Genomic DNA, 23,026 nt, shown 5'->3' on the forward strand with positions numbered 1-23,026 from the left:
GTGATGACCTTGAACCCGCTGCCCGCCTCACTGCCCATGGGGCCGTGCTGTGCCGAGGTGCAGCCGTGAGCCAAGTCACCATCCGCGACATTGCCGACGCCACCGGGCTGTCGGTGGGGACCGTGTCGCGCGCGCTGAAGAACCAGGCGGGCATGACCGAGGTGACGCGCAACAAGGTGCGCGAGGCCGCGCTGCGCATGGGCTACGACTTCTCGCAGCTGAAGAAAGGCCGCATCCGGCGCATTGCCTTCCTGCTGCACAGCCAGCACAACACGCTGGCCTCCAGCCCCTTCTTCTCGCCCGTGTTGCACGGCGCGGAGGAGGCCTGCCGGCGCGAAGGCATCGCGCTGTCCTTCATCGTGGTCGGCCCGGCGGAGCCGGTGCTGGAGCAGATCCGCCTGCACCAGCCCGACGCCATCCTGTGCGCCGGCTTCTTCGAGCCCGAGGTGCTGGCAGCGCTGAAGCAGACCGGCAAGCCCATGGTGCTGGTCGACATGCAGCGGCGCGGCTTCACCTCGGTGAACCCGGACAACGCGCTGGGCGGCTATCTCGCCACGCGCCACTTGTTGCGCAGCGGGCGCAAGCGCATCGCGATGCTGTCGGGCTCGCTGGCCCACTTCAGCATCCAGCAGCGCAACCGCGGTTTCCGCCAGGCCTTGTTCGAGGCCAAGACGCATGCCGACCCTGACCTGGAAGTCATCGTGCCGAATATGGGCGATGGCGATGACGGCGTCGTCGAGGCCATGCGCAGCCTGCTGAGCCTGCCCAGGCGGCCCGACGCGGTGTTTTGCTACAACGACAGCACCGCCCTGGTGGCCATGAAGCATTGCCTGGGCGCGGGCCTGAAAGTGCCCTACGACATTGCCATCGTGGGCTTCGACGACATCAGCAGCGCCGCTGCCGCCGTGCCGCCTCTGAGCACGGTGCATGTCGACAAGGAGCAGCTCGGCGCCACCGGCGTCGACCTGCTGCTGAACCACAAGCCCGAAGAGCCCATCACCGAGATGACCCTGCCGGTCGAAATGATCGTGCGCGAAAGCAGTTGCGACGAGTAGCGCGCACCCACCCCCAGTTACCTCACCATGTCCGACTTCCCCGACTTCCGCTCTCGGGCGGTGCTGCTCGCCCATGCACAGCACAGCATGAGCTTCTACCACCCGCGCGCCATCGACAAGAGCGGCGGCATGTACCACTACTTCAAGGACGATGGCAGCGTCTACGACGCGCAGCACCGCCACCTGGTCAGCAGCACGCGCTTTGTGTTCACCTACGCGATGGCGTATCGCCACTTCAGCAACCCGGCCTACCTGGACGGGCTGAAGCACGCCGTGCGCTTTCTGCGCGAAGCCCATCGCGACAAGGAACACGGCGGCTATCTCTGGCTGCTGAACTGGCAGGCTGGCCAGCGCGAGGTCGTCGACGGTACCAAGCATGCGTACGGCCAGGCCTTCGTCATGCTGGCCTATGCCCACGCCGTGATGGCCGGTCTGGACGAGGCGCGGCCCTGGCTGGCCGAGGCCTTCGAGGAGATGGACGGCCACTTCTGGGACGCACAGGCCGGCCTGTATGCCGACGAAGCCAGCCGCGACTGGCAGGCGCTGTCGAGTTACCGCGGCCAGAACGCCAACATGCACGCCTGCGAGGCGCTGCAGGCCGCCTATCAGGCGACCGGCGAGGTCCGCTACCTGGAACGCGCCTACACCGTCGCCTTCAACATCACGCAGCGCCAGGCCGAGCGCTGTGGCGGACTGATCTGGGAGCACTACGACACCGCCTGGCAACCCGACTGGCGCTTCAACATCGACGACCCGGCCAACCTGTTCCGGCCCTGGGGCTACCAGCCCGGCCACTTCACCGAATGGGCCAAGCTGCTGGTGCAGCTGGAAGCGCGTGGCGACGTGCTGGGTCATGATCTGAGCTGGGCTTTGCCCACGGCCGAGCGGCTGTTCCAGGTGGCCATGGACAATGGCTGGGACGCCGAGCACGGCGGCCTGGGCTATTCGCTGGCGCCCGACCTCAGCGTCTGCGACGCCGACAAGTATTTCTGGGTGCAGGCCGAGAGCGCCGCCGCGGCGGCCCTGCTGGCCTTGCGCACCGGCGACGCCCGCTACTGGGACTGGTACCAGCGCTTGTGGGCCTACAGCTGGACGCACTTCGTCGACCACGAGCATGGTGCCTGGTATCGCATCCTGGATGGCAACAACCGCAAGCTCAGCGACGAGAAGAGCCCCGCCGGCAAGGTGGACTATCACACCATGGGTGCCTGCTACGACATCGTCGCGGCGCTCGGGAACTCCGGCCATGCATGACGCGCCGCTGATGCTGTGCGCCGGCGAGGCGCTGACCGACCTGATCGACCAGGGCGACGAGCGCTGGGTCAGCCGCGTCGGCGGCTCGGTATGGAATGTCTCGCGCGCGCTGGCCGCCCTGGGCGAGCCCACGGCCTTCGCCGGCGCCGTTAGCCGCGACCGCTTCGGCGACGCGCTGTGGAATGCCAGCGAGGCTGGCGGCCTGGACATGCGCCTGATGCAGCGCGTGCGCCGCTCGCCGCTGCTGGCCATCGTCGAACGCGGCGAGCCGCCCAGCTACTTCTTCGTCGGCGACGACGCGGCCGACCTGCACTTCGACGTCGAGGCCCTGCCGGGCGGCTGGTCCAAGGCGCTGCGCTGGGCACACTTCGGCGGCATCAGCCTGGCGCGCCAGCCGCTGGCCGACCGGCTGGTGGCGCTGGCCGAGCAGCTGAAGGCGCAGGGCGTGGCCATCAGCTACGACCCTAACTACCGCAACCTGATGGACGAGCGCTACACGCCCACGCTGAAGCGCATGGCGGCGCTGGCCGACCTGATCAAGGTGTCCGATGACGACCTGCGCGGGCTGTTCCCGGGCATAGCCGTCGACGAGGCCCTGCGCCAGTTGCGCGCGATGGCCCCGCAGGCCCTGTGCCTGCTGACGCGTGCGGGCGAGGGCGCCAGCCTGTTCCGCGGCAGCGAGCGCTGCGATGCGCTCGCACCGAAGGTTGACGTGGTGGACACCGTCGGCGCCGGCGACGCCAGCGCGGCCGGCTTGCTGTACAGCCTCAGCCGCCATGCCGGGCGCCCGCTGCAGGCCCATCTGCACGCCGCGCTGGCGGCCGGCTCGGCGGCCTGCCTGCAGGCGGGCGCCACGCCGCCCAGCCTCGAGACCATGAACCGCCTGTTCGAACAACTGGAAGCCGGCCTGGCCGCGTGACCCCACAGGAGACATCCGCAATGCCTTCGTTCACCTCATCGGCCTGCCGGGCTGGCCTGCTCGCGCTGTGCGCCGTGGCCGTGTTGCCGCTGCAGGCGCAGACGGCCGATCCGATGCCGGTCAACACCTTCATCGGCACGCAGGACGAAGGCAACACCTTCCCCGGCGCGTCGGCGCCCTTCGGCATGATCCAGGTCAGCCCGACGACCGACCACTACGCCGGCTACCGCTACAGCGACACGCGCATCCGCGGCTTCGGCCATTTCTACCTGTCGGGCGCCGGCTGCTGGGAGCAGGGCGGGCAGTTGCCCGTGCTGCCCGTCACCGGCCGCATCGGCCCCGGGGGCGACTTCGATACCGCCAAGGCGCAGACCATCGACCCGAAAAGCGAAGACGACAAGAGCTTCGACGCCAAGCGCTACGCCGCCGCTTACAGCCACGAAGGCGAGGTCGGCCAGGCGGGCTACTACAAGGTGCAGCTCACAAGCTACGGCGGCATCACGGCCGAGTCCACGGCGCTGACCCGCGCCGCAGCCGAGCGCTACACCTTCACCGCGGGCACGCCCACGGGCCACCTGCTGCTCAACCTCGGGCAGGCCAATGAGCGCCACAACGTCGTCGGCAGCGAAGTGCGGGTGCTGGACGACCGCAGCGTCGAAGGCCGCATCGTCACCAAGAGCTTCTGCGGCGGCGCGCAGTACACGACCTGGTTCCGCATGGTTTTCAACCGGCCTTTCGTCGCCCACGGGATCTGGGACGACCGTGGCGGCCACGTGGGTGCGCGCGGCCCCAGCCAGCAGGGCGAACAGCGGCCGCACGGCCTGTGGCTGAGCTTCGATGTGAAGGACGACAAGGCGGTGACAGCCGTCAGCGCGATCTCGCATGTGGACGCCGAGGGCGCCCGCATCAACCTGCGCGCCGAGGGCATGAAGGGCGACCAGCCGATGAGCTTCGACGCGATGCGCGAGCAATCGCAGGCCGCGTGGAAGCGCGAGCTCTCCAGCATCCGCATCGCCGGCGGCAGCGCCGACGACCGCACCGTGTTCTATACCGCGCTGTACCACGCGCTGCTGCAGCCGCTGACCGGCAGCGACGCCGACGGTCGCTACCGCGGCTACGACGACGCCATCCACACCGCCAAGGGCTGGACCTACTACGAGTTCTTCTCGCTGTGGGACACCTACCGCACGCAGAACCAGCTGCTGGCGCTGCTGCGCCCCGAGCGCTCGCGCGACATCGCCAACTCGGTGCTGAAGATCCGCGAGCAGGGCGGCTGGCTGCCGCGCTGGGGCTATGCCAACTTCGAGACCAACATCATGACCGGCGACCCGGTCACGCCTTTCCTCGTCGACCTGTGGCGCTTCGGTGCGCTGAAGGGCCGCGAGCGCGAAGCCTATGCCGCGCTGCGCGAGAACGCGTTTGGCGTGCCGCCGCAGCGCATCCGCGCCCAGGGCCGTGCCGGCAACCCCAGCTATCTGAAGCAGGGCTTCGTTCAGTTCGACCGTGGCTTCGTCGCCAAGGGCATGGACACCGACCCGCACCACGGCGCTTCCGCCACGCTGGAGTACGCGCTGGCCGACAGCGCGCTGGCCGTCATGGCCAAATCGCTGGGTCAGGCACAGGACGCACAGCTGCTGAGCCAGCGCGCGCTGAACTGGCGCAAGCTTTGGGGTGCCGACGTGGTGGACGCCGGCACCGGCCTGCGCGGTTTTCCCCGACCGCGCCTGCTGGACGGCAGTTGGTTCACCGAGCTGGACGGCAAGTACGACCCGCGCGCCGAGCGTGGCTTCCACGAAGGCACTGCCTGGCAGTACCAGTGGCTGGTGCGCCAGGACATCCCCGGCCTGGTCTCGGCCATGGGCGGCCCGGCCAAGGCGGCGCAGCGGCTGGACCACTTCTTCGACCACGACGCGCTGCTGGCGGACCCGGCGACGGCCGTGCGCAAGTCCTGGGTGGTCGGCCCCTACAGCTACTACAGCCAGTTCCGCTACAACCCCAACAACGAGCCCGACCTGCACGCGCCGTGGACCTACACGCAGATCGGCCAGCCCTGGAAGACCACCACCGTGCTGCGTGCCGCGGAAACGCTGTTCGGCAATGCGCCCAACGGGGTCACCGGCAACGACGACCTGGGCACCATGTCGGCCTGGTACCTGTTCAGCGCCCTGGGGCTGTACCCCGACACGCCCGGCAGCGGCCGCTTCCTGCTGCACGCGCCGCGCTTCAGCCGCGCCGAGATCGACCTCGGCACCGGCCGCACGCTGCGCATCGAAGCCCCCGACGCCAAGCCGGGTGAACGCCGCTTCGTTCAGTCCGTCATGCTGGGCGGCAAACCGGTGAGCCAGGTGTGGCTGAGCTGGGAGCAGCTGCAGGCTGCAGGCACACTCGGCTACCAACTCTCGATTCAGCCTGACACCAGCGGCTGGGGCACGCGCGCCCGCGACCTGCCCCAACCCCCGGCCGGTATCGCGCCGTAGAGCGCGCCAGCCCGATCACAAGCATTCAACAGGAGACAGCATGGCAAACATGGCACACAACACGGCGAGCGCCGTGCGGCAGGACGGGGGAGGCGGGGCACTGACGAACGAGGGCAACACCAGCGCCCTGGTCATCGTCACCCTCCTCTTCTTCATGTGGGGCCTGATCACGTCGCTGAACGACGTGCTCATCCCCCACCTGAAGGCCATCTACACACTGAGCTATGTGCAGGCCATGATGGTGCAGTTCTGCTTCTTCGGCGCCTACTTCGTCGTGTCGCTGCCGGCGGGCGCGCTGATCCGCCGCATCGGCTACCAGAAGGGCGCCGTGGCGGGCCTGCTGGTGGCGGCCGGCGGCTGCGCGCTGTTCTACCCGGCCGCGTCGTCGGGCTATGGCCTCTTCCTGTTCGCCTTCTTCGTGCTGGCCTCGGGCATCACCATCCTGCAGGTGGCGGCCAACCCCTACGTCACGGTCCTCGGCCCGCCGCGCACGGCGTCCAGCCGGCTGACGCTAACGCAGGCCTTCAACTCCCTGGGCACCACCATCGGCCCGGCCGTGGGTGGCATCCTGATCCTGTCCACCGCAGGCGTGGCGGCCGCCGCTGCCGATGCGGCCACCGTACGCGGCCCCTACCTGGCGCTGGCCGGCGCGCTGGCGGTGCTGGCCGTGCTCTTCCTGGCCGCCAAGCTGCCGCAGATCGCCGACAGCGACGACGAGGCGCTGCCGGGTGAAAGCCACGGTTCGGCCTGGGCGCACCGTCACCTGCTGCTGGGCGTCATCGGCATCTTCCTCTACGTCGGCGCCGAGGTCAGCATCGGCAGCTTCCTGATCAACTTCCTGGGCGAGTCCAACATCGCCGGCCTGTCGCACGCCGATGCTGCCCACTACGTCAGCATCTACTGGGGCGGCGCCATGGTGGGCCGCTTCATCGGCTTCGCCGTGATGCGCGTGGTGAGCCCGGGCAAGACGCTGGCGTTCAACTCGCTGGCGGCCATTGCGCTGGTGCTGGCCGCCACCTTCGGCAGCGGCAGCTTGGCGATGTGGGCCATCCTGGCGGTCGGCCTGTGCAACTCCATCATGTTCCCCACCATCTTCAGCATGGCCCTGCACGGCCTGGGCAAGTACACGGGCCAAGGCTCGGGCCTGCTGTGCATGGCCATCGTCGGCGGAGCGGTCGTGCCGTTCGCCCAGGGCGCGCTGGCCGACTGGATGGGCGTGCAGATGTCCTTCCTGCTGCCGGCGGCCTGCTACGCCTTCATCCTGTACTTCGGCGCCAAGTACGCCGCGATGTACACGCAGCCTTGACCCCCATCGACCTGACCTGAATGCGGTCCGGAACCGTCGCGGGCGCGCGCCATCTGGCGCCGCGCCGGGCCGCGCCTTTGTCTTCAACGCCACCCGGTATGCCGCTCAAGCCTTCACGCCTCTGGCCCGCGCTGCTGGTGCTGCTCGCCTTCACCGTGCGTGCCGAAACCGTCGACCGCTTCACGCTGTCGCGCGGCGGCGTGGCGCTCGAAGTGAGCGCGCCGGCCGGCGGCGTCGTGCGAATCCGCATGGGGCGTGGCCAACTGCCTGAAGACGCTTCGTGGGCGGTGCCTGCGAGCGCGCGACGCCCATTGACGCCGCTGCAGGTGCACCGCACCGGCGCGTACGTGGAGCTGCGCACGCCCACCGTCGCCGCACGCATCGACATACGCACGCTGCGCACCGAGGTGCTGGACGGCAGCGGGCAGTTGCTGTTCGACGGCTGCGCCGCGCTGGCTTCTGCTGCCGGCTTCCAGCTGCGCGCCCGCCTGAGTGGCGATGACCACATCTTCGGGCTGGGCGACAAGACCGGGACCTTCGACCGCAAGGGCGGTTCGTTCGTGATGTGGAACTCGGACGCCTACAAGTTCAGCCAGGCGACCGACCCGCTCTACAAGTCCGTCCCTTTCTTCATGGCCGTCAGCGACGGTGGCCGGGCGACGGGTGTCTTCCTCGACAACAGCTGGCGCACCCGCTTCGATTTCGGCAAGGCAGAGCGCGACGGGCTGACGATCAGCGGGGAGGGCGGCCCGCTGGACTATTACGTCATGGTCGGGCCCGCGCCGCAGGACGTCCTGAAGCAATACGCGCAGCTCACCGGCATGCCGCCGCTGATGCCGCAGTGGGCACTGGGCTTCCAGCAGTCCAAGTGGAGCTACAAGACCGACGCCGAGGTCCGTGCCATCGCCAGCCGGTTGCGCAGTGAAAACCTGCCCGCCGATGTCATCTACATGGACATCGACTACCAGGATCGCTCGCGTCCGTTCACCGTGAACCGCGAGGCTTTTCCCGATCTGCCCCAGCTGGCCAGAGACCTGCGCGAGCAGGACCTGCGCCTGGTGCTGATCACCGACCCCCACATCGCCAAGGCGCCCGGCCAGGGCTACGCGCCTTACGACAGCGGCGTCGCGCAGGACCTGTTCCTGAAGCTGCCTGGCGGTGGGCTCTACTCGGGCGACGTGTGGCCGGGTGCTTCGGTGTTCCCGGACTTCAGCCGCGCTGTCGTGCGCGACTGGTGGGGCCGGCTCTACGCGGGCTTCGTCGACGCCGGCGTGGCGGGCTTCTGGAACGACATGAACGAGCCGGCCATCTTCAACGTGGCTGCCAAGACCATGCCGCTGGACGTTGTGCACCGCATCGCCAGCGACGACTTCAGGCCACGCACCGCCAGCCACGCCGAGCTGCACAACGTCTACGGCCAGCTCAACTCGCGGGCCACCTTCGAGGGCCTGCTGCGCCTGCAGCCGGACGCGCGCCCCTTCGTGCTGACACGCGCCAGCTTTGCCGGCGGCCAGCGCTACGCCGCCACATGGACGGGCGACAACGTGTCGAGCTGGCAGCACTTGAAGATGGGCGTGCACCAGCTCATCAACCTGGGCCTGAGCGGCTTTGCCTACGCCGGCAACGACGTGGGCGGCTACGCGGGCGAGGCGCCGTCGCCCGAGCTGCTGACGCGCTGGTTCCAGATCGGCGCCTTCATGCCTTTGTTCCGCTCGCATGCCGAGACCAATCGCCCCGACCAGGAACCCTGGGTGGGCGCTGCTGCGCAGGTGGACATTCGCCGACGCTTCATCGCCGAGCGCTACCGGCTGATGCCCTATCTCTACACCGCGGCAGAGCACAACAGCCGCACCGGCATCCCGCTGCTGCGTCCGGTGTTCCTGAACTTCCCGGACGTGCTAGCCAAGGGTGACCGCCTCGGCGGCAGCGAGGACCAGTTCATGGTGGGTGGCGATCTGCTGGTCGCACCATCACCCACGCAGGAATCGCCGGGCGACTACGCCGTGGAGCTGCCCGGCACCGGTTGGTACGACTACTGGAGCGGTCGACGCGTGGCCGGTCAGCGCCTGACCGTCACGCCCACCCTCGACAGCTTGCCGGTCTATGTCCGCCCCGGGGCCATCCTGCCTCGACAGCCGCTGGTGCAAAGCACCGCCATCACGCCGACGGGGCGGCTGGAGCTGCACATCTATCCCGGTCCCGACTGCCGCGGCGACCTCTACGCCGACGATGGCGTGAGCCAGGCCTACCGGCGCGGCGCCTTCCTGCGCCAGCACCTGCGCTGCGAGACCACGCCCACCGGCCTGCGCGTGCTGTTCGATAGCCGCCAGGGCGGATGGGCGCCGTGGTGGAGCGGCCTCAGCCTCGTCATCCATGGGTGGGCCGACGGCGCCGTGCCTGCCGCCGTCGCCGGCACGGCGACGCTCGCCACTTCTTTGGACCCGGCCCAGGACGCCGCCGTGGTGCTCGCGCCGGACATGCCCGGCGGGGCGATAGACATCACGCGCTAGCCATGCACACCGAACCCGACCACGCACGCAATCCCATCCGCTGGATCTCCAGCCTGTACTTCGTGCAGGGCATGCAGTTCTTCGTCGTCATGCTCATCGCCGGGCTGATGTTCAAGCGCATGGGCGTGGCCAACGATCAGATCGCGCGCTGGACCGGCCTCATCGGCCTGGCCTGGGCATTCAAGCCCTTGTGGAGTCCGCTGATCGAACTGGCGTCCAGCAAGAAAGCCGTCGTCATTGCGATGCAGTTCAGCGGTGCCGTGGGCCTGGCTTTGCTGGCGCTGGCGTTGCAGGCCAACGCCTTCTTCGCCTTGAGCATCGCCGTGCTGTTCTTCCTGGCCTATGCCTCGGCCACGCACGACATCGCTTGTGACGGGCTCTACATGGGCGCACTGGACCCGAAGCGCCAGGCCACCTATGCCGGCTGGCAGGGCGCCTTCTTCAATGCCTCCAAGTTCCTGACCTTGGGCGGCCTGATGGTGCTGGCCGGCCAGCTCGAAACCCGTCTGGGTGTGTTCAACGCGTGGAGCGTGATCTTCGGTCTGCTCGCCGCGCTGCTGACTGCACTGGCGGCGTGGAATGCCAGGTTTCTGCCCGATCCGCAGCGCACGTCCACGGAGCCTGTCAAGCTGGCCAGGGTCCTGACCGATTTCCTGAAGAAGCCCGGCATCTGGAAGATGCTGGTGTTCATCGTCGTCTTCCGTCTTGCCGAGGGCCAGGTGCAGACCATCGGGCCGCTGTTCCTGGTGGAGGCGCGCGACAAAGGCGGGCTGGGATTGAGCAGCGAGCAGGTGGGCGGCGCCTACGGCACCATCGGCACGGCTGCCTTCCTGGTCGGCTCCATCCTGGGCGGCTACTTCACTTCATGGCTGTCGCTGCGCCGCGCCATGCCGGTGCTGGTGATCGCGATGACCGTGCCCAACGTGGTGTTCTGGGCCTTGAGCGTGGCGCTGCCGACTTCGCTCTGGGCCATCAGCGCGGCGGTGGGCCTGGAGATGCTGGCCTATGGTTTCGGCTTTGTCGGCATGGTGCTCTTCATCATGCAGGCCGTGGCTCCGGGCCGTTTCCCGACGGCGCATTACGCGCTGGGCTCGGGCGTCATGCAACTGGGCTTCGTCCTCGCCAAGTTCATCAGCGGCGACATCCAGGTGTCGGTCGGCTACCCGCACTTCTTCGCCTGGACCGTCGCCTGCGGCCTGCCGGCGCTCGTCCTGCTGCTGTGGGTGCCCATCCCGCGCGGCGTCTCGTCGTCGACCTGAGCCGCCCGCCTGCCGCTTCGCGTCGGATGAAAAGAAAAGGCCCGGCCTTCTCAGGTCGAGCCCCTCTGCCGAAGCTTTGGAGTCAGTTCAGGCCGACACCATCTCCTCGCCCTCCGGCCTTGCCTTCTTCTTGCGGCTGAAGCGCTGGATGGCGTCATCGACCACTTCGTAGAGCACCGGGATCACCAGCAGGCTCAGGAAGGTCGACGTGATCAGCCCGCCGATGACGACGATGGCCATCGGGGCGCGGAAGCTCGGGTCTGTGCCGAAGCCCAGGGCGATGGGCATCATGCCAGCGCCCATGGCCAGGGTCGTCATGACGATGGGGCGGGCGCGCTTGTGGCAGGCATCCAGCAGCGCATCCAGACGGCTCAGCCCCTGCTCGCGCTGGGCGACGATGGCGTACTCCACCAGCAGGATGGAGTTCTTGGTCGCGATGCCCATCAGCATGATCATGCCGATCATGGCCGGCATGCTGAGGTCGGTGCCCGTCACGAACAGGGCCAGGATGGCGCCCGGGATGGACAGCACCAGGGCGCCCAGGATGGTCACCGGCTGGATCCAGGCATGGAAGAGCAGCACCAGCACGATGTAGATGCAGGCGACCCCCGTGCCCATGGCCAGTGCAAAGCCCTGGCCCAGTTCGGCAAAGGCCTCGGCGTCGCCGATCTCGGCCTTGGTCACGCCCGGCGGCAGGTTGGCGATGCTGGGCAGGGCCGCGGCGGCCGCCTGCACCTCGCTCAGCGGCATGCCGTTCAGCTCGATCTCGAAGTTGACGTTGCGCAGGCGGTCGAAGCGGTCGATCTGGGCCGGGCCGCTGGTCACCGTCAGGTCCGCCACCTGCTGCAGCGGCACCGGGCCGCGGCTGCCGGGCACGGTCAGCTGGCCGAGCAGGGCCAGGTCGGCGCGGGCCGCGTCGGGCAGGCGCACGACGATGGGCACCTGGCGCTGCGACAGGTTGAGCTTGGGCAGGAACTGGTCGTAGTCGCCGGCCGTCGCGATGCGCAGCGTGTCGGCAATCGCCACGGTGGACACGCCCTGGTCGGCCGCACGCGCTGCGTCGGGGCGCACGATGAGTTCGGGGCGCTGCAGGCTGGAGCTGCTCGTCACCTGGCCGATGCCGTGCAGGCCGCGCAGCTCCTTCTCGACCTTGGCCGCATGGGCCGCCAGGACGTCGCCGTCCTCGCCGGCCAGCACGAGCTGGTATTTGTCGTTGGAGCCGCCGAAGGTCACCTTGAGGCGGGCGCCGGCGATGTTCTCCAGCTTCTCGCGCAGTTCGCGTTCGATCTGCTGCTTGCTGATGCCGCGGCGTTCATGACGCGGCGTCAGGTTCAGCGTCAATGTGGCCTTGCGAGCCTCGGCCGCGCCACCCATGGCGAAGGGGTCGCCGCCGGCGCTGCCACCGCCCACCGCGGTGTAGACCAGCTTGACCTGCTTGTGGGCAGCCGCCACGGCGCGTGCCTGCTCGGCGATGGCCGCCGTCTGCGCGTAGGTGCTGCCGGGCGGCAGCTCGATGCTGATCTGGGTCTGGCTGAGGTCGTCCGGCGGGATGAAGGCGCCGGGGATCTTGCCCATGAACAGCGGCGTGCAGGCGGCCACGGCGAAGACCGCGGTGATGGCCAGGGTCTTGCCCTTGTGCGTGAAGGCCCAGCGCGCGGCCTTCATGTAGGTGGGCATCCAGAACGGTTCCTTGTGCTGCTTCTTGGGCGCCTTCAGGATGTAGGCGGCCATCATCGGCGTCAGCATGCGGGCGACGACGAGGGAGAAGAACACGGCGATGGAGGCCGTCCAGCCGAACTGCACGAAGAACTTGCCGACCACGCCGCTCATGAAGGCGGTGGGCAGGAAGACGGCGATCAGCGTGAAGGTCGTGGCGATGACGGCCAGGCCGATCTCGTCGGCGGCCTCGCGGGCGGCTTCCAGCGGCGTCTTGCCCATCGTCAGGTGGCGCATGATGTTCTCGATCTCGACGATGGCGTCGTCCACCAGCACGCCGATGACGAGGGACAGCGACAGCAGCGTCACGACGTTCAGCGTGAAGCCCATCCAGTACATGACGAGGAAGGCCGGAATCGCCGACAGCGGCAGGGCCACGGCGCTGACGAAGGTGGCACGCCAGTCGCGCAGGAACAGGAACACGACCAGCACGGCCAGGGCCGCGCCTTCCAGCAGCAGCTTCATGCTGCCGTCGTAGTTCTCGATGACGGGGTCGACGAAGTTGAAGGCCTCGGTGACCGTGATGTCGGGATGGGCGGCCTTGAGCTCTTCCAGCGCAGCGCGGATGCGCTCGGCCACGTCCACCTCGCCGGCGCCCTTGGCGCGCACGATCTCGAAGCCCACGACGGCCTTGCCGTTCAGGAAGGCACCGGCGCGGCGTTCGGCCAGCGTGTCGCTGACGGTCGCGACCTGGTCCAGGCGGATGTGCCGACCGTCGGACAGCGGGATGCTCATCGCCGCCAGTTCGTCCGCCGTCTGCACGGTGGCGATGGTGCGCAGCGACTGCTCGGCGCCGCCCAGCGTCGCGCGGCCGCCGGGGGCTTCCTGCTGCACCTGCTTGAGCTGGCGCGACACATCGGCCGCGCTGACGCGCAGGGCCAGCAGGCGGGCCGGGTCGATCTCGACGCGCAGCTCGCGGCTGACGCCACCGACGCGGGCCACCGAGCCCACGCCGCGCACGGCCAGCATGCGTTTGGCGACCTGGTTGTCGACGAACCAGGACAGGGCCTCGTCGTCCATGCGGTTGCTTGAGACCGTGTAGGTCAGGATGGGCATGCCCGACAGGTTCATCTTGGTGATGACCGGGTCGCGCAGGTCGGCGGGCAGGTCGGCGCGCACCTTGGCGACGGCGTCGCGGGTGTCGTCCAGGGCCTCCTGCAGTGGCTTCTCCAGGCGGTACTCGACGGTGACGGTCGCGATGCCGTCCTGCACCTTGGTGTAGATGTGCTTGACGCCGGTGGCCGTGGCGACCGAGTTCTCGATCTTGCGGGCGACCTCGGTTTCCATCTGCGCAGGCGCGGCGCCGGGCAGGGAGGCGCTGATGACGATGGTGGGCAGTTCGATGTCGGGGAACTGCTGGACCTTCATCTGCTTGAAGCCGTAGAGCCCGGCCGCCGTCAGCATGATGAAGAGCATGATGGCCGGCACCGGGTTGGCGATGGACCAGCGGGAGACGTTGAACATGGTGGCGTCTCCTTACTGCGCCACGCGGACCGTGTCGCCGTCCACCAGGAAACCGACGCCGGACTCGACGACGGCGACGCCGGCAGCCAGGCCCGACTTCACCTCGACGCGGTTGCCCTCGCGGCGGCCGACCTGCACCTTCTGCTCGCGCACCTTCGTGCCGTCGATGCGGAAGACATAGCTGAAGCCGTCACGCAGCAGCACGGCCGTCTGCGGCAGGGTCAGGGCGCTGCTCTCGCCGAGCACGAAGTCGCCGCGGGCGAACAGGCCGGCGCGCAGGGCCTCACCGGCCTTCAGGTCAACATAGACGAGGCCGTTGCGGGTCTGGGCGTCGATCTGCGGCGCGACGCGACGGATGCGGCCTTCCAGGGCCGGCGCGCCGCTGGGCTGCACACGCACGGTCTGGCCGACCTTGAGCTGGGCGAGCTCGGCACCCGGCACCTCGGCCCGCCATTCCAGGCGGCCCTGACGCTGCAGGCGGAACAGCTCCTGGCCCGGCTGGACCAGGGCGCCCGGAGTGGCGACGCGGGCGCTGATGACGCCGTCGTCCGGTGCGGTGATGCGGGTGTAGGACAGGCGCAACTGGTCAGCCTGCACGCGGGCCTTGGCGGCTTCGACACGGGCCTGGGCGGCGCTGTCGGCGGCCAGGGCCTGGTCGATGGCCTGGGGCGACAGGGCCTCGCTGCCCTGCAGCGTCTTGACGCGTTCGGCGGTCTGGTGGGCTTCGCGGGCCGAGGCTTCCGCTTCGAGCAGCGCGGCCTTGCTGGCGGCGAGGTCGGCCTCCAGCGTGCCGGGGCTCAGGCGGGCCAGCAACTGGCCCTTCTTGACGCGGTCACCCACGTCGACCTCGAGGCTGGCCAGGCGCTGGCCGCCGATCTCGGCGCCGATGATGGCTTCCTGCCAGGCGGCGATGGAGCCGGTGCCCGACAGGGTCTGGGCCCAGGTGCCCGCCTGGGGCAGCACGCGCTTGACGGTCAGGGCCGGCTTGGGAGCTGCGCTGGCGGCTGCGTCGGCAGCAAAAGCGGGGCTGGACAGGGCAGCCACGAAAGCGGCCGCGAGGGCGACGGTCAGGGCGGCGGTGACGGCGGTGGCGTAGGGAATGCGGATCTTCATGGCGTTCAGCGCGCGGAGGCGGTGTTCGTGTTCGTGAGGGCGTCGGCGGTCCAGCCGCCGCCGAGGCTGCGATAGAGGCGGATCCAGGCCAGGGCGTGTTCGGCGCGCACGCTGAGCACGGCGTCGTAGGCGGCCAGGGCGTTGCGGAAGGTGGTGTTGCGCTGCACACCGCTCTGCAGGCCGGCCTGGGCCTGGGAGTAGGAGCGCAGGGCGATGCCTTCCCACTCGCGCTTGACGGCGTCCACCTCGCGTTCGCGCTCGGCGCCGGCGGTCACGCGTTGCAGCGACTCTTCCACCTCGCTCGTGGCCACCAGCCATTGGGCCTGCAGCGCGGCTGCGGCTTCCTCGGACGCCGCCTTGGCCGCATCGCCAGCGGCCACCAGGGCGCCGCCGTCGAACAGCGGCAGGGTCAGGCTGGGGCCGAAGGACCACATCGAGCCGTGGCTGTTCTTGCCGCCCACGCGCAGCTGCGATTCACCGGCCATGGCGGCGAGGCTGAGCTGCGGGTAGCGCTGGGCATCGACGCTGCGCTGCTGCTGCACGGCGGCCAGCCAGCGCTGATGAGCGGCGGCGAGGTCGGGGCGCTGGGCCAGCAATTGGGCGGGCAGGGCGCTGACGTCGAAGCCCGGTGCCCGCGGCTGGGTGCGGCGCAGCTCGAAGCCTTGGGTGGCGATCTCGGGCGGCGCCAACTCGGCGGCCAGCGTGTCGGCCCGCTCGGCGCACAGCACGGCCAGGGTCTGCAGCGCGATCTGGGCTTCGGCTCGCCACTGGCTGCGGCCGGCGGAGGCCGCGGCGCGCTCGGTGTTCAACAAGGCGGCGTCGCTGGCGCTCATGAGGCCGGCCTGCTGCTGCAGGCGGCCCCAGCCGGCGATCTGCTCGGCGAAGCGCGTGTCGAGCTCGGCCGACTCTTCGTGGGCCTGGGCCAGGCGCAGTTGCACATAGGCCTGGGCGACATCGGCCGCCAGGCTGACGCGGGCGGCGTGCCAGTCGGCCGTCGCGGCGTTGGCCTGGGCGGCGGCGGCCAGTGCGGCGGCGCGCTGGCCGCCGAAGAGATCGATCTCCCAGCTGGCGCTGAATTGCGCGCTGGCCTGGGTGCTGTCCCCGGCCACCCCGTTCAGCGCGCGGCCGCGCTGGACCTGGGCACCGATGCCGCCCTGCGGCATCAGCCCCGCTCGGGCCTGGGCGGCGCCGGCCTCCGCCTGCCTGCGGCGCGCGGCCGCCTGTTCCAGCGTCGGGCTCTGGCTTTCCGCCCGCGCGATGAGGCGGGCGAGCAGGGGGTCTTCGAAGCTCTGCCACCACTGCGTCAAGGCGGCCGTGCTGCCGCCGTGAGGCAGGGGCGAGCGCCAGGCGGCGGGGATGGCGGCGGGCGTGGGCGGCGCAGCGGGTGGCGCCGTCATGCAGGCGGTCAGCAGGGCCAGCAGCGGCGCGGCGAAAAGGAGGCGTCGGTTCATGGGGTCTTGGCGTGTTGGGCACGCTCGTAGGCGACGAGGGCGCAGCCCCAGTCGGCCAGGCGCTTGCAGGTCTGCTCGAGCAGGGGGTCGTCGGCCAGCAGTTCGGGGTGGAAGGCGTCCAGCATGGGCCGGGTCATGGAGTAGTCGTGGGCCATGGCCTGCAGGCCCATGGCGAGCTGGTGGATGGCGGCCGTGGGCTCGGCCAGGCCGGCGTGCTGGGCCAGCAGGCGGGCGAAGCGGTCGAAGATGGGCCCGACTTCCTGGGCCACCGTCTCCATGAAGATGGGGCTGGGCGCCTGCATCTCGCGGAAGAACAACTGGGCGCTGCAGGCGCCGTCGTCGAACAAAAAGGGCTGCAGGAAGCGGAGGATGGACTCGTGCAGGCTCAAGGCCGGGTCGTCGAAGCCGGCGAGCCGCTGCTGCAGGTCGACGACCGGCAGGCGCAGCACCTCGCGGTAGAGGCCGTCCTTGTCGCTGAAGTGGTAGTGGATGGCGCCCGGGTTGACGCCGGCGGCGGCGCAGATCTCGCGCGTCGTCACGGCGTCGACGCCGCGTTCGCCGAACAGGCGCATGGCCTCCTGAAGCAGGCGCTCGCGCGGTGGCAGGGGGGCGGTGGAAGAAGGCTTTTCAGCACGCATGGGGGCGCACTGTAAAGCCAACCAAGCGCTTGCTTGGTCGCGTTTTGTATCGTTTCTTATCGCCTCGCGACTGACGGCGGGCGACGCAAGGGCTCAGATCGGAGCTGCCGGCAGGGGGTGCTTCCGGCACGGGAACGGTCTTTGCCGGCCTGCAAGGGCGGCGTCGGCCGCAAGGCGCTGCCAGGCGATGGTGGCGTGAACCGCTTCATCAACTCTGGAGAGTTCATCATGAGCAGGAAATTCAACCCCTTGTCGACGGCCGTTGCCGTGGCGACCGCCACCCTGGTGATCGGCATCGCCGGCTGCGCTTCCACGCGCACCAGCGAAGAAACCGCCGGCCTGTCGCGCGACGCGGACACCACCCCCACGCTGGCCCAGGCCACGCCGACGAATCCGCTGGACACGACCAGCCAGCCCAACCCGGTGGATACGACGACGGTGGCCATGCCGGCCGAGACGCCTGCCCCGGCTGCGCCGGTGGCGAGCATCGAGCCGCAGCCCACCACGATCAGCGAAGCCACGCCCGCGTCGCCGCCCGCGACGGATGTCAGCGCGGCGCCGGCCATGCCGGCCCAGACGCAGCAGCCCAGCACACCGGCCTATCCCAGCGATACGACGGCTTCGAGCACGGCAACGACCACCACGACCAACACCACAACCAGCAGCAGCAACGCCGACCAGGCCCTGGCGCCGCGCCCCGACCGCCACTGAGGCGGGAGCGGCTAGGGCGCGAGCGCTTGATTGAGCGCTTGTGCCGGCCGCAGTGAGCCGACGTCGATGCCGCGCCAGTTGCGCAATTGCAAGTGGCTGTAGCTGTGTAGCAGCTCGTCCTCGGTCCTCAGCAGGGCTTGGGTGACGGCTGCGAACGCCGCTTCAGCCGCGCGCACGGCACCGTCGTCGATCTTCAGCGCGATGCCGAGGCCGAGTTCCGGCAGGGCTGCGCAATAGACGCCCTCGGCGCCGATCTTGCAGAAAACGCGTTCGCCGTAGGCCTGCATGACGCGGGTGTCGAAGCGGTCCGTGCCGCCCACCATGAAGGGCGCGATGGCGGCTGCCTGGCGCAGCCTGCGCGCCGCGCGGGCATTGCCGTCCGACAAGCCGTGTCCGGTGCCGCAACGCGCAAACGCGAGCGCCAGTGAACGCAGGGGTAGGGCGAAGGTCGGAATGGAGCAGCCGTCGGTACCGCGAGGCGCTCGCTCGACGTCCATGCCCGTTGTTGCCGACAAGGATGCCGACACCTCGCGCATGACGGGGTGTTCCGCCGCCACGTAGCCGCGTGCGAACTCTGCCGGCTCGGCGCCGGCGTTGCGCGCCATCAGACAGGCCACGCAGACAAAGCCGCTGTGCTTGCCCGAGCAGTTGTTGTGCAGTGGCGTGGCGAGTTCGCCGCGCGCCACCATGCCGCGCAGCACCGGGTCGCGGCTGGGCCATTGCGTGCCGCATTCCAGGGCGTCTGCATCGAGTGCCAGCTTGGCAAGCACTCCCGCGGCCGTGGCCACATGCTCGGGTTCGCCGCTGTGCGAGGCGCAGGCCAGGGCCAGCTCGGCGTCGTTCAGGCCGAAGCTCTCGGCCGCACCAGTCGCCACCAGCGGCAAGGCCTGCAGCAATTTAACGGCCGAGCGCGGAAAGATGGGCCGGTCGATATCGCCCAGGGCCGTGTGCACGGCGCCCGAGGCATCGACGATGGCCAGGGCGCCGGCGTGGCGGGATTCGACGGCGCTGCCGCGCAGGACTTCGATGAGGACGGGGTTCATGCCGCCATCATCCATGAAGAAGAAAAGGCCCGATGCGCTCAGGCATCGGGCCCCGGTGTCGGTCAGCGCCTGTAGAGCAACTCTTCAGCTGCAACTCCGGCTCGCGACACTTCAATTTAGTCGAGTGGCGACGGCTGCACAGGTGAGAGAAGCCGCGTGCTGTCGTCGGCCAAGCCCTACGCAGCGAGTGCAGCGACGGTGAAGCGGGCGCGCAGATGGCGGGGCTGCTCGATCTCGTCGGCGATGGCCACGGCCAGGTCGGCCACCGAGATGCCGGCGGGGGCGTCGCCCGCCATCAGCAGCTGTTCGCCGCCGCTACGGTAGCCGCCGGTGCGCTGGCCCGGAGCCAGCAGGGCCGGCGGGCTCAGGAAGGTCCAGTCCAGCGCCGTGTTGCCGCGCAGGGTTGTCAGGTGGTCACGCGCGGCGCGGGCGCCCGGGACGATGTTGGGCGGTACATGGCCGGCGAACTCGGGGGTGTCGACCAGCTGCACACCGGGCGCCACAAAGAGGCTGCCGGCGCCGCCGACGACCAGCAGCCGCTTGACGCCGCTGGCCTCGACGCCCTGGGTGATGGCCGTGGCGCCGCGCAGGAACTTGTCGTAAAGCTCGGTCTCGTTCCAGCCCGGGTTGAAGGCCGACACGACCGCGTCGTGGCCGCGCACCGCGGCTGCCACGGCGCTGGCGTCGTAGGCGTCCGTGGCGATGGCAGTCAGCCCGGCGCGGGCCTGCAGCTTGGCCGGGTCGCGCACCAGCGCGGTGACCCGGTGGCCACGTTGCAGCAGTTCGGCGAGGACGGCGCTGCCGACAAAACCGGTGGCGCCGATGAGGGCGATGTTCATGGAGTTCTCCTAGGGGTTCAAAACGATGAATGAACGATATGGGCTTCACGATATGGCGATAAGACGGTCAAAATCGACAACACCTTGAAGCGATGCTTAAAGATGGACGAACTCAAGCCCTATGCCGTCTTTGCCGAGACCGTGGCGGCCGGCTCCATGAGTGCGGCCGGGCGGCGTCTGGGCATGAGCGCCTCGGCCGTCAGCCAGACGCTGCGATCGCTGGAGCGCCAGATGGGCGTCACGCTGCTGCACCGCTCGACGCGCAAGCTGACGCTAACCGAGGCCGGTAAGCGCTGCTATCCGCATTGCCTGCGCCTGGTCGAGGCGGCGCGCGCGGCGGCGGAGTCGCTGGTTCATGCGCGCGATGCGCCCAGCGGCGAACTGCGCGTGGCAGCGCCCGTCGGCTTTGCCGCCCACATCGCCCAGGCCCTGGCGCCGGTGCTGGCCCAGGCGCCGGGCCTGAGGCTGCGCCTGCTGGTGGACGACGCCATGATCGACCTCATCGATGAGCGCATCGACATCGCGGTGCGCGTCGGCCAGCTGGCCGACTCCAACTGGATCGCGCGGCCGCTGTGCGAGATCGAGATGATCCTGTGCGCAGCGCCGGCCTACGTCGAGCGCCACGGCCTGCCGGCCACGCCGGCCGACCTGCCTGGCTTCGACTGGATCGCCTGGGCCCGCGAGACCCAGGACGGCGGCGATGCCGCGCCGACCATCGCCCTGCTGCTGCATGGCGCCGGCGGCGAAAGCCAGCGCGTGCAGCTACCCGTGCGCGTCGCCAGCAACAACCACATGGCCTTGCAGCAGATGTGTGAGCAGGGCTTGGGGCTTGCCCGGCTGGGCTACGCCGACGTGCTGGCTCAGTTGCAGCGTGGCACGCTCGTGCACTTGCTGCCGCAATGGCGCATCACGCCGCTACCGGTGGCTGCCGTGTCGCAGCGGCGCGAAGGTGAGCCGGCCAAGGTGAGGGTGGCGGTGGAGGCGTTGAAGCGTTACTTCGCGACGCTGCCAGGGCTGGCGACCTAGGTCTCGGCCTGCTGACCGTTGCTCTGCTCAGTGGGACGAGCGCCGGAATAGAAAAATCCATGAAACCCTCCGGAAAGGGGAACTTCGCAATCCTTTTCATTCCGCCAACTGCTGCCGGAGGTGCCGCGAGGTTCGCCCATGCCGACCACATGGCTAAAGGCGCGTGGATTGGCCGCCAAGCAGGTGTCAAGGCTTGCGCAGGATGGCTGGTTCGAGCGCCCCGGGGCATGGCATCTACATCCTTACAGGGGATCAACTGGGCCGCGATGCCAGCTTGGTGAAGAGGGCTCTCGCGGACCACGGGCTGGGTCGGGATGCTTCAGTGCGCCGCCACCGAGGCATGGCTCTGACAGAAACTGCGAAACTTTGAGGCAGTCCGGAGCGCTGGCCTCGAAGGCGTTCCTCTTTGATACAGCCTGGTTGTATCACCATTTTGGACAAAGACCTCTCTTTATGTCCATAATGGTGAACGTTTCGTCCATTCCGGCCGAACCAATGCCCAGCAAACCTCCCGTCATATTTCCCCAGGAGCAGCGCATGCTCGCTGCGCTGGGCGAGCGCGTGCGTCTTGCCCGGTTGCGCCGCAAGCTGACCACCACCACGGTGGCGCAGCGAGCCGGCATTTCCCGTACCTCGCTGTACAACGTCGAAGCTGGAGATCCCGGCGCGACGCTAGGCACGTATCTGCGAGTGCTTGCGGTACTCGGGTTGGACAAGGACATCGACAGGGTGGCAGCCGACGATCAGGTCGGGAGGAAGCTGCAGGATCTCCAGATGGATTCCCCGCCGAAGTCCGGACGTACTGCCGCCGCCATCAAGCGTGGGAGCGCGAAATGAGCGGTTCGGATCTGGAGGTTTGGCTCGACAGCGACCTGGACGAGATGCGCCGCGTCGGCACGCTTTCCCATGACCGGGGTCAGGTTCGCTTCAGTTACGACAAGGCGTGGATCAGGGACGCGAAGGCGTTCATGGTTGATCCGGACCTCTCCCTGGATGAACAACCCTTCTTCCCGAAGCCAGAGGCCGGGAACTTCGGCATCTTCCTGGACTCGTCGCCGGACCGTTGGGGCCAGACGCTGATGAAGAGGCGCGAGGCACTTCAGGCAAAAGATGCCAATGAGAAACCTCGAACGCTGTACGCATGGGACTTCCTCATCGGTGTCCAGGACTTCACTCGGCAGGGTGCACTGCGGTTCCGAATCGAAGGCACCGACGAATTTCTTGGTGACGAGAAGATGGCGGCGCCACCGGTGACGAGCCTGCGCGAGCTGGAGTCCGTTGCGACGCTTCTGACGAGTAAGCGTATCGACGACTTGGACGCACTGCGCCGCTGGCTCGCGGTGCTCGTAGCGCCGGGCGCGTCGTTGGGCGGTGCCCGGCCCAAGGCAAACTTCTCGGAGCAGGATGGCGCGCTGTGGATCGGCAAGTTCCCATCTCGCGACGATGACCGCGACATCGGTGCCTGGGAAGCGGTGATCCACACGATGGCCGACAAGTCTGGAATCGATGTTCCGCCCGCCAAGGTGGTCCGACTGAACAACGAGTTCCACACCTTCTGCGTCCAAAGATTCGATCGCGCCGAAGGCAAGCGGCGCTTCTACGCCTCCGCCATGACGCTGCTGCGCCGAGACCAGAGCGAGGGCGTCAGCTACCTGGAATTGGCCCAGTTCCTGAGGACGGTCGGAGATCCGGCGCACGTGGCCAGCGACCTGGAGCAACTCTTCCGCCGGGTCGCCTTCAACGTCGCGGTTGGCAATCGTGACGATCACCTCCGAAACCATGGCTTCCTGCTCGGCAAGGAAGGCTGGCGGCTTTCCCCCGCTTTCGACGTCAATCCAAACATCGACAAGGCCGAGCATGTGCTGAGCATTGACGACTCGGACAACCGGCCGAGTCTGGCCACGGTGCTGACGACGGCCGAGTTCTATGGCCTCACAACGGACCGCGGTGCTGCCATTGTTGAGGACGTGGCCAGCGCGGTCGACGGGTGGGCAGATCTTGCGCGCAAGGCCGGGATCTCGGGCGCAGACATCGCGGTCACTGCGGCCGCGTTTTCAGCGCATCGAGAGTACCGCGAGAACGCCGCGAATACGCCCGTCACTCCCGTGCGGGCAGCGCCCAAATCGCGTCGGCCCCCGCCAGGTGAACTCGATCGCCGAGTTCGCCATCGACGCTGAGTAGCGTCAGATCCCAGGGCCTGATTTGAGCCGGCCCAGAGCGTAGTCGTACGCGTTTCGGGATTACG

The 23,026-nt window shown here is 68.8% G+C and carries 17 protein-coding genes; 11 read left to right on the plus strand and 6 right to left on the minus strand.

The genetic code is table 11. The annotated features are described in order from the left end of the window. Positions 1-65: 65 nt before the first annotated feature. The 7 genes from ACS5PN_RS24090 (at position 66) to ACS5PN_RS24120 (ending at position 10,780) form a co-directional block, all read left to right on the plus strand. A complete protein-coding gene (locus tag ACS5PN_RS24090) occupies positions 66-1,055 on the plus strand; it encodes a LacI family DNA-binding transcriptional regulator (RefSeq protein WP_439466565.1) in 990 nt (329 codons plus the stop codon). A gap of 27 nt (positions 1,056-1,082) precedes the next feature. Then, positions 1,083-2,309, plus strand: a complete 1,227-nt coding sequence (locus ACS5PN_RS24095) for an AGE family epimerase/isomerase (RefSeq protein WP_439466566.1) — start codon at positions 1,083-1,085, stop codon at positions 2,307-2,309. Then, positions 2,302-3,228 (plus strand): carbohydrate kinase family protein, encoded by a 927-nt coding sequence (locus ACS5PN_RS24100; protein ID WP_439466567.1) that lies wholly within the window; start codon positions 2,302-2,304, stop codon positions 3,226-3,228. The genes ACS5PN_RS24095 and ACS5PN_RS24100 overlap by 8 nt, the downstream gene beginning before the upstream one ends. Before the next feature lie 20 nt (positions 3,229-3,248). Continuing rightward, complete coding sequence (locus tag ACS5PN_RS24105) at positions 3,249-5,705, plus strand: GH92 family glycosyl hydrolase (RefSeq protein WP_439466568.1); 2,457 nt, start codon at positions 3,249-3,251, stop codon at positions 5,703-5,705. A gap of 40 nt (positions 5,706-5,745) precedes the next feature. After that, positions 5,746-7,011, plus strand: coding sequence for a sugar MFS transporter (locus tag ACS5PN_RS24110; RefSeq protein WP_439466569.1), 1,266 nt, complete (start codon positions 5,746-5,748; stop codon positions 7,009-7,011). Positions 7,012-7,109: 98 nt separating this feature from the next. Beyond that, a complete protein-coding gene (locus tag ACS5PN_RS24115) occupies positions 7,110-9,521 on the plus strand; it encodes a TIM-barrel domain-containing protein (protein WP_439466570.1) in 2,412 nt (803 codons plus the stop codon). 2 nt (positions 9,522-9,523) lie between these two features. Next, a complete protein-coding gene (locus tag ACS5PN_RS24120; RefSeq protein ID WP_439466571.1) occupies positions 9,524-10,780 on the plus strand; it encodes an MFS transporter in 1,257 nt (418 codons plus the stop codon). A gap of 87 nt (positions 10,781-10,867) precedes the next feature. Here ACS5PN_RS24120 and ACS5PN_RS24125 read toward each other — a convergent pair whose 3' ends face one another. Genes ACS5PN_RS24125 through ACS5PN_RS24140 form a run of 4 tightly spaced genes read right to left on the minus strand, consistent with a single transcriptional unit; the run spans position 10,868 to position 17,162 of the window. Beyond that, positions 10,868-13,960, minus strand: a complete 3,093-nt coding sequence (locus tag ACS5PN_RS24125; protein WP_439466572.1) for an efflux RND transporter permease subunit — start codon at positions 13,958-13,960, stop codon at positions 10,868-10,870. 12 nt (positions 13,961-13,972) lie between these two features. Then, positions 13,973-15,073: an efflux RND transporter periplasmic adaptor subunit gene (locus ACS5PN_RS24130; RefSeq protein WP_439466573.1), complete on the minus strand. Its 1,101-nt coding sequence runs from the start codon at positions 15,071-15,073 to the stop codon at positions 13,973-13,975. A gap of 5 nt (positions 15,074-15,078) precedes the next feature. Continuing rightward, positions 15,079-16,524, minus strand: coding sequence for an efflux transporter outer membrane subunit (locus ACS5PN_RS24135; RefSeq protein ID WP_439466574.1), 1,446 nt, complete (start codon positions 16,522-16,524; stop codon positions 15,079-15,081). Beyond that, the gene (locus tag ACS5PN_RS24140; RefSeq protein WP_439466575.1) at positions 16,521-17,162 is read right to left on the minus strand and encodes a TetR/AcrR family transcriptional regulator; all 642 of its coding nucleotides are present in this window, start codon (positions 17,160-17,162) and stop codon (positions 16,521-16,523) included. The genes ACS5PN_RS24135 and ACS5PN_RS24140 overlap by 4 nt, the downstream gene beginning before the upstream one ends. A gap of 228 nt (positions 17,163-17,390) precedes the next feature. Between ACS5PN_RS24140 and ACS5PN_RS24145 the strand changes: the two genes are divergently transcribed. After that, the gene (locus ACS5PN_RS24145) at positions 17,391-17,873 is read left to right on the plus strand and encodes a hypothetical protein (protein ID WP_439466576.1); all 483 of its coding nucleotides are present in this window, start codon (positions 17,391-17,393) and stop codon (positions 17,871-17,873) included. Positions 17,874-17,884: 11 nt separating this feature from the next. Here the strand turns inward: ACS5PN_RS24145 and ACS5PN_RS24150 are convergent, their stop codons facing one another. Beyond that, positions 17,885-18,916, minus strand: a complete 1,032-nt coding sequence (locus ACS5PN_RS24150; protein ID WP_439466577.1) for an asparaginase — start codon at positions 18,914-18,916, stop codon at positions 17,885-17,887. 176 nt (positions 18,917-19,092) lie between these two features. Further along, positions 19,093-19,755 carry an NAD(P)-dependent oxidoreductase gene (locus ACS5PN_RS24155; protein WP_439466578.1) on the minus strand — a complete coding sequence of 221 codons (663 nt, stop codon included), beginning with the start codon at positions 19,753-19,755 and terminating at the stop codon, positions 19,093-19,095. Positions 19,756-19,857: 102 nt separating this feature from the next. On the opposite strand from ACS5PN_RS24155, the gene ACS5PN_RS24160 reads away from it, so the two are divergent. From ACS5PN_RS24160 to ACS5PN_RS24170, 3 genes are all read left to right on the plus strand, one after another. Continuing rightward, entirely contained in the window at positions 19,858-20,781 is a 924-nt protein-coding gene (locus tag ACS5PN_RS24160; protein ID WP_439466579.1) for a LysR family transcriptional regulator, read from the plus strand. A gap of 537 nt (positions 20,782-21,318) precedes the next feature. Beyond that, complete coding sequence (locus tag ACS5PN_RS24165) at positions 21,319-21,618, plus strand: helix-turn-helix transcriptional regulator (RefSeq protein ID WP_439466580.1); 300 nt, start codon at positions 21,319-21,321, stop codon at positions 21,616-21,618. Then, the gene (locus ACS5PN_RS24170) at positions 21,615-22,958 is read left to right on the plus strand and encodes a type II toxin-antitoxin system HipA family toxin (protein WP_439466581.1); all 1,344 of its coding nucleotides are present in this window, start codon (positions 21,615-21,617) and stop codon (positions 22,956-22,958) included. Before ACS5PN_RS24165 ends, ACS5PN_RS24170 begins: the two co-directional genes overlap by 4 nt. The last annotated feature ends 68 nt before the right edge of the window (positions 22,959-23,026 follow it).

Source organism: Roseateles sp. NT4, assembly GCF_051857475.1.
Lineage (GTDB): Bacteria > Pseudomonadota > Gammaproteobacteria > Burkholderiales > Burkholderiaceae_C > Pelomonas.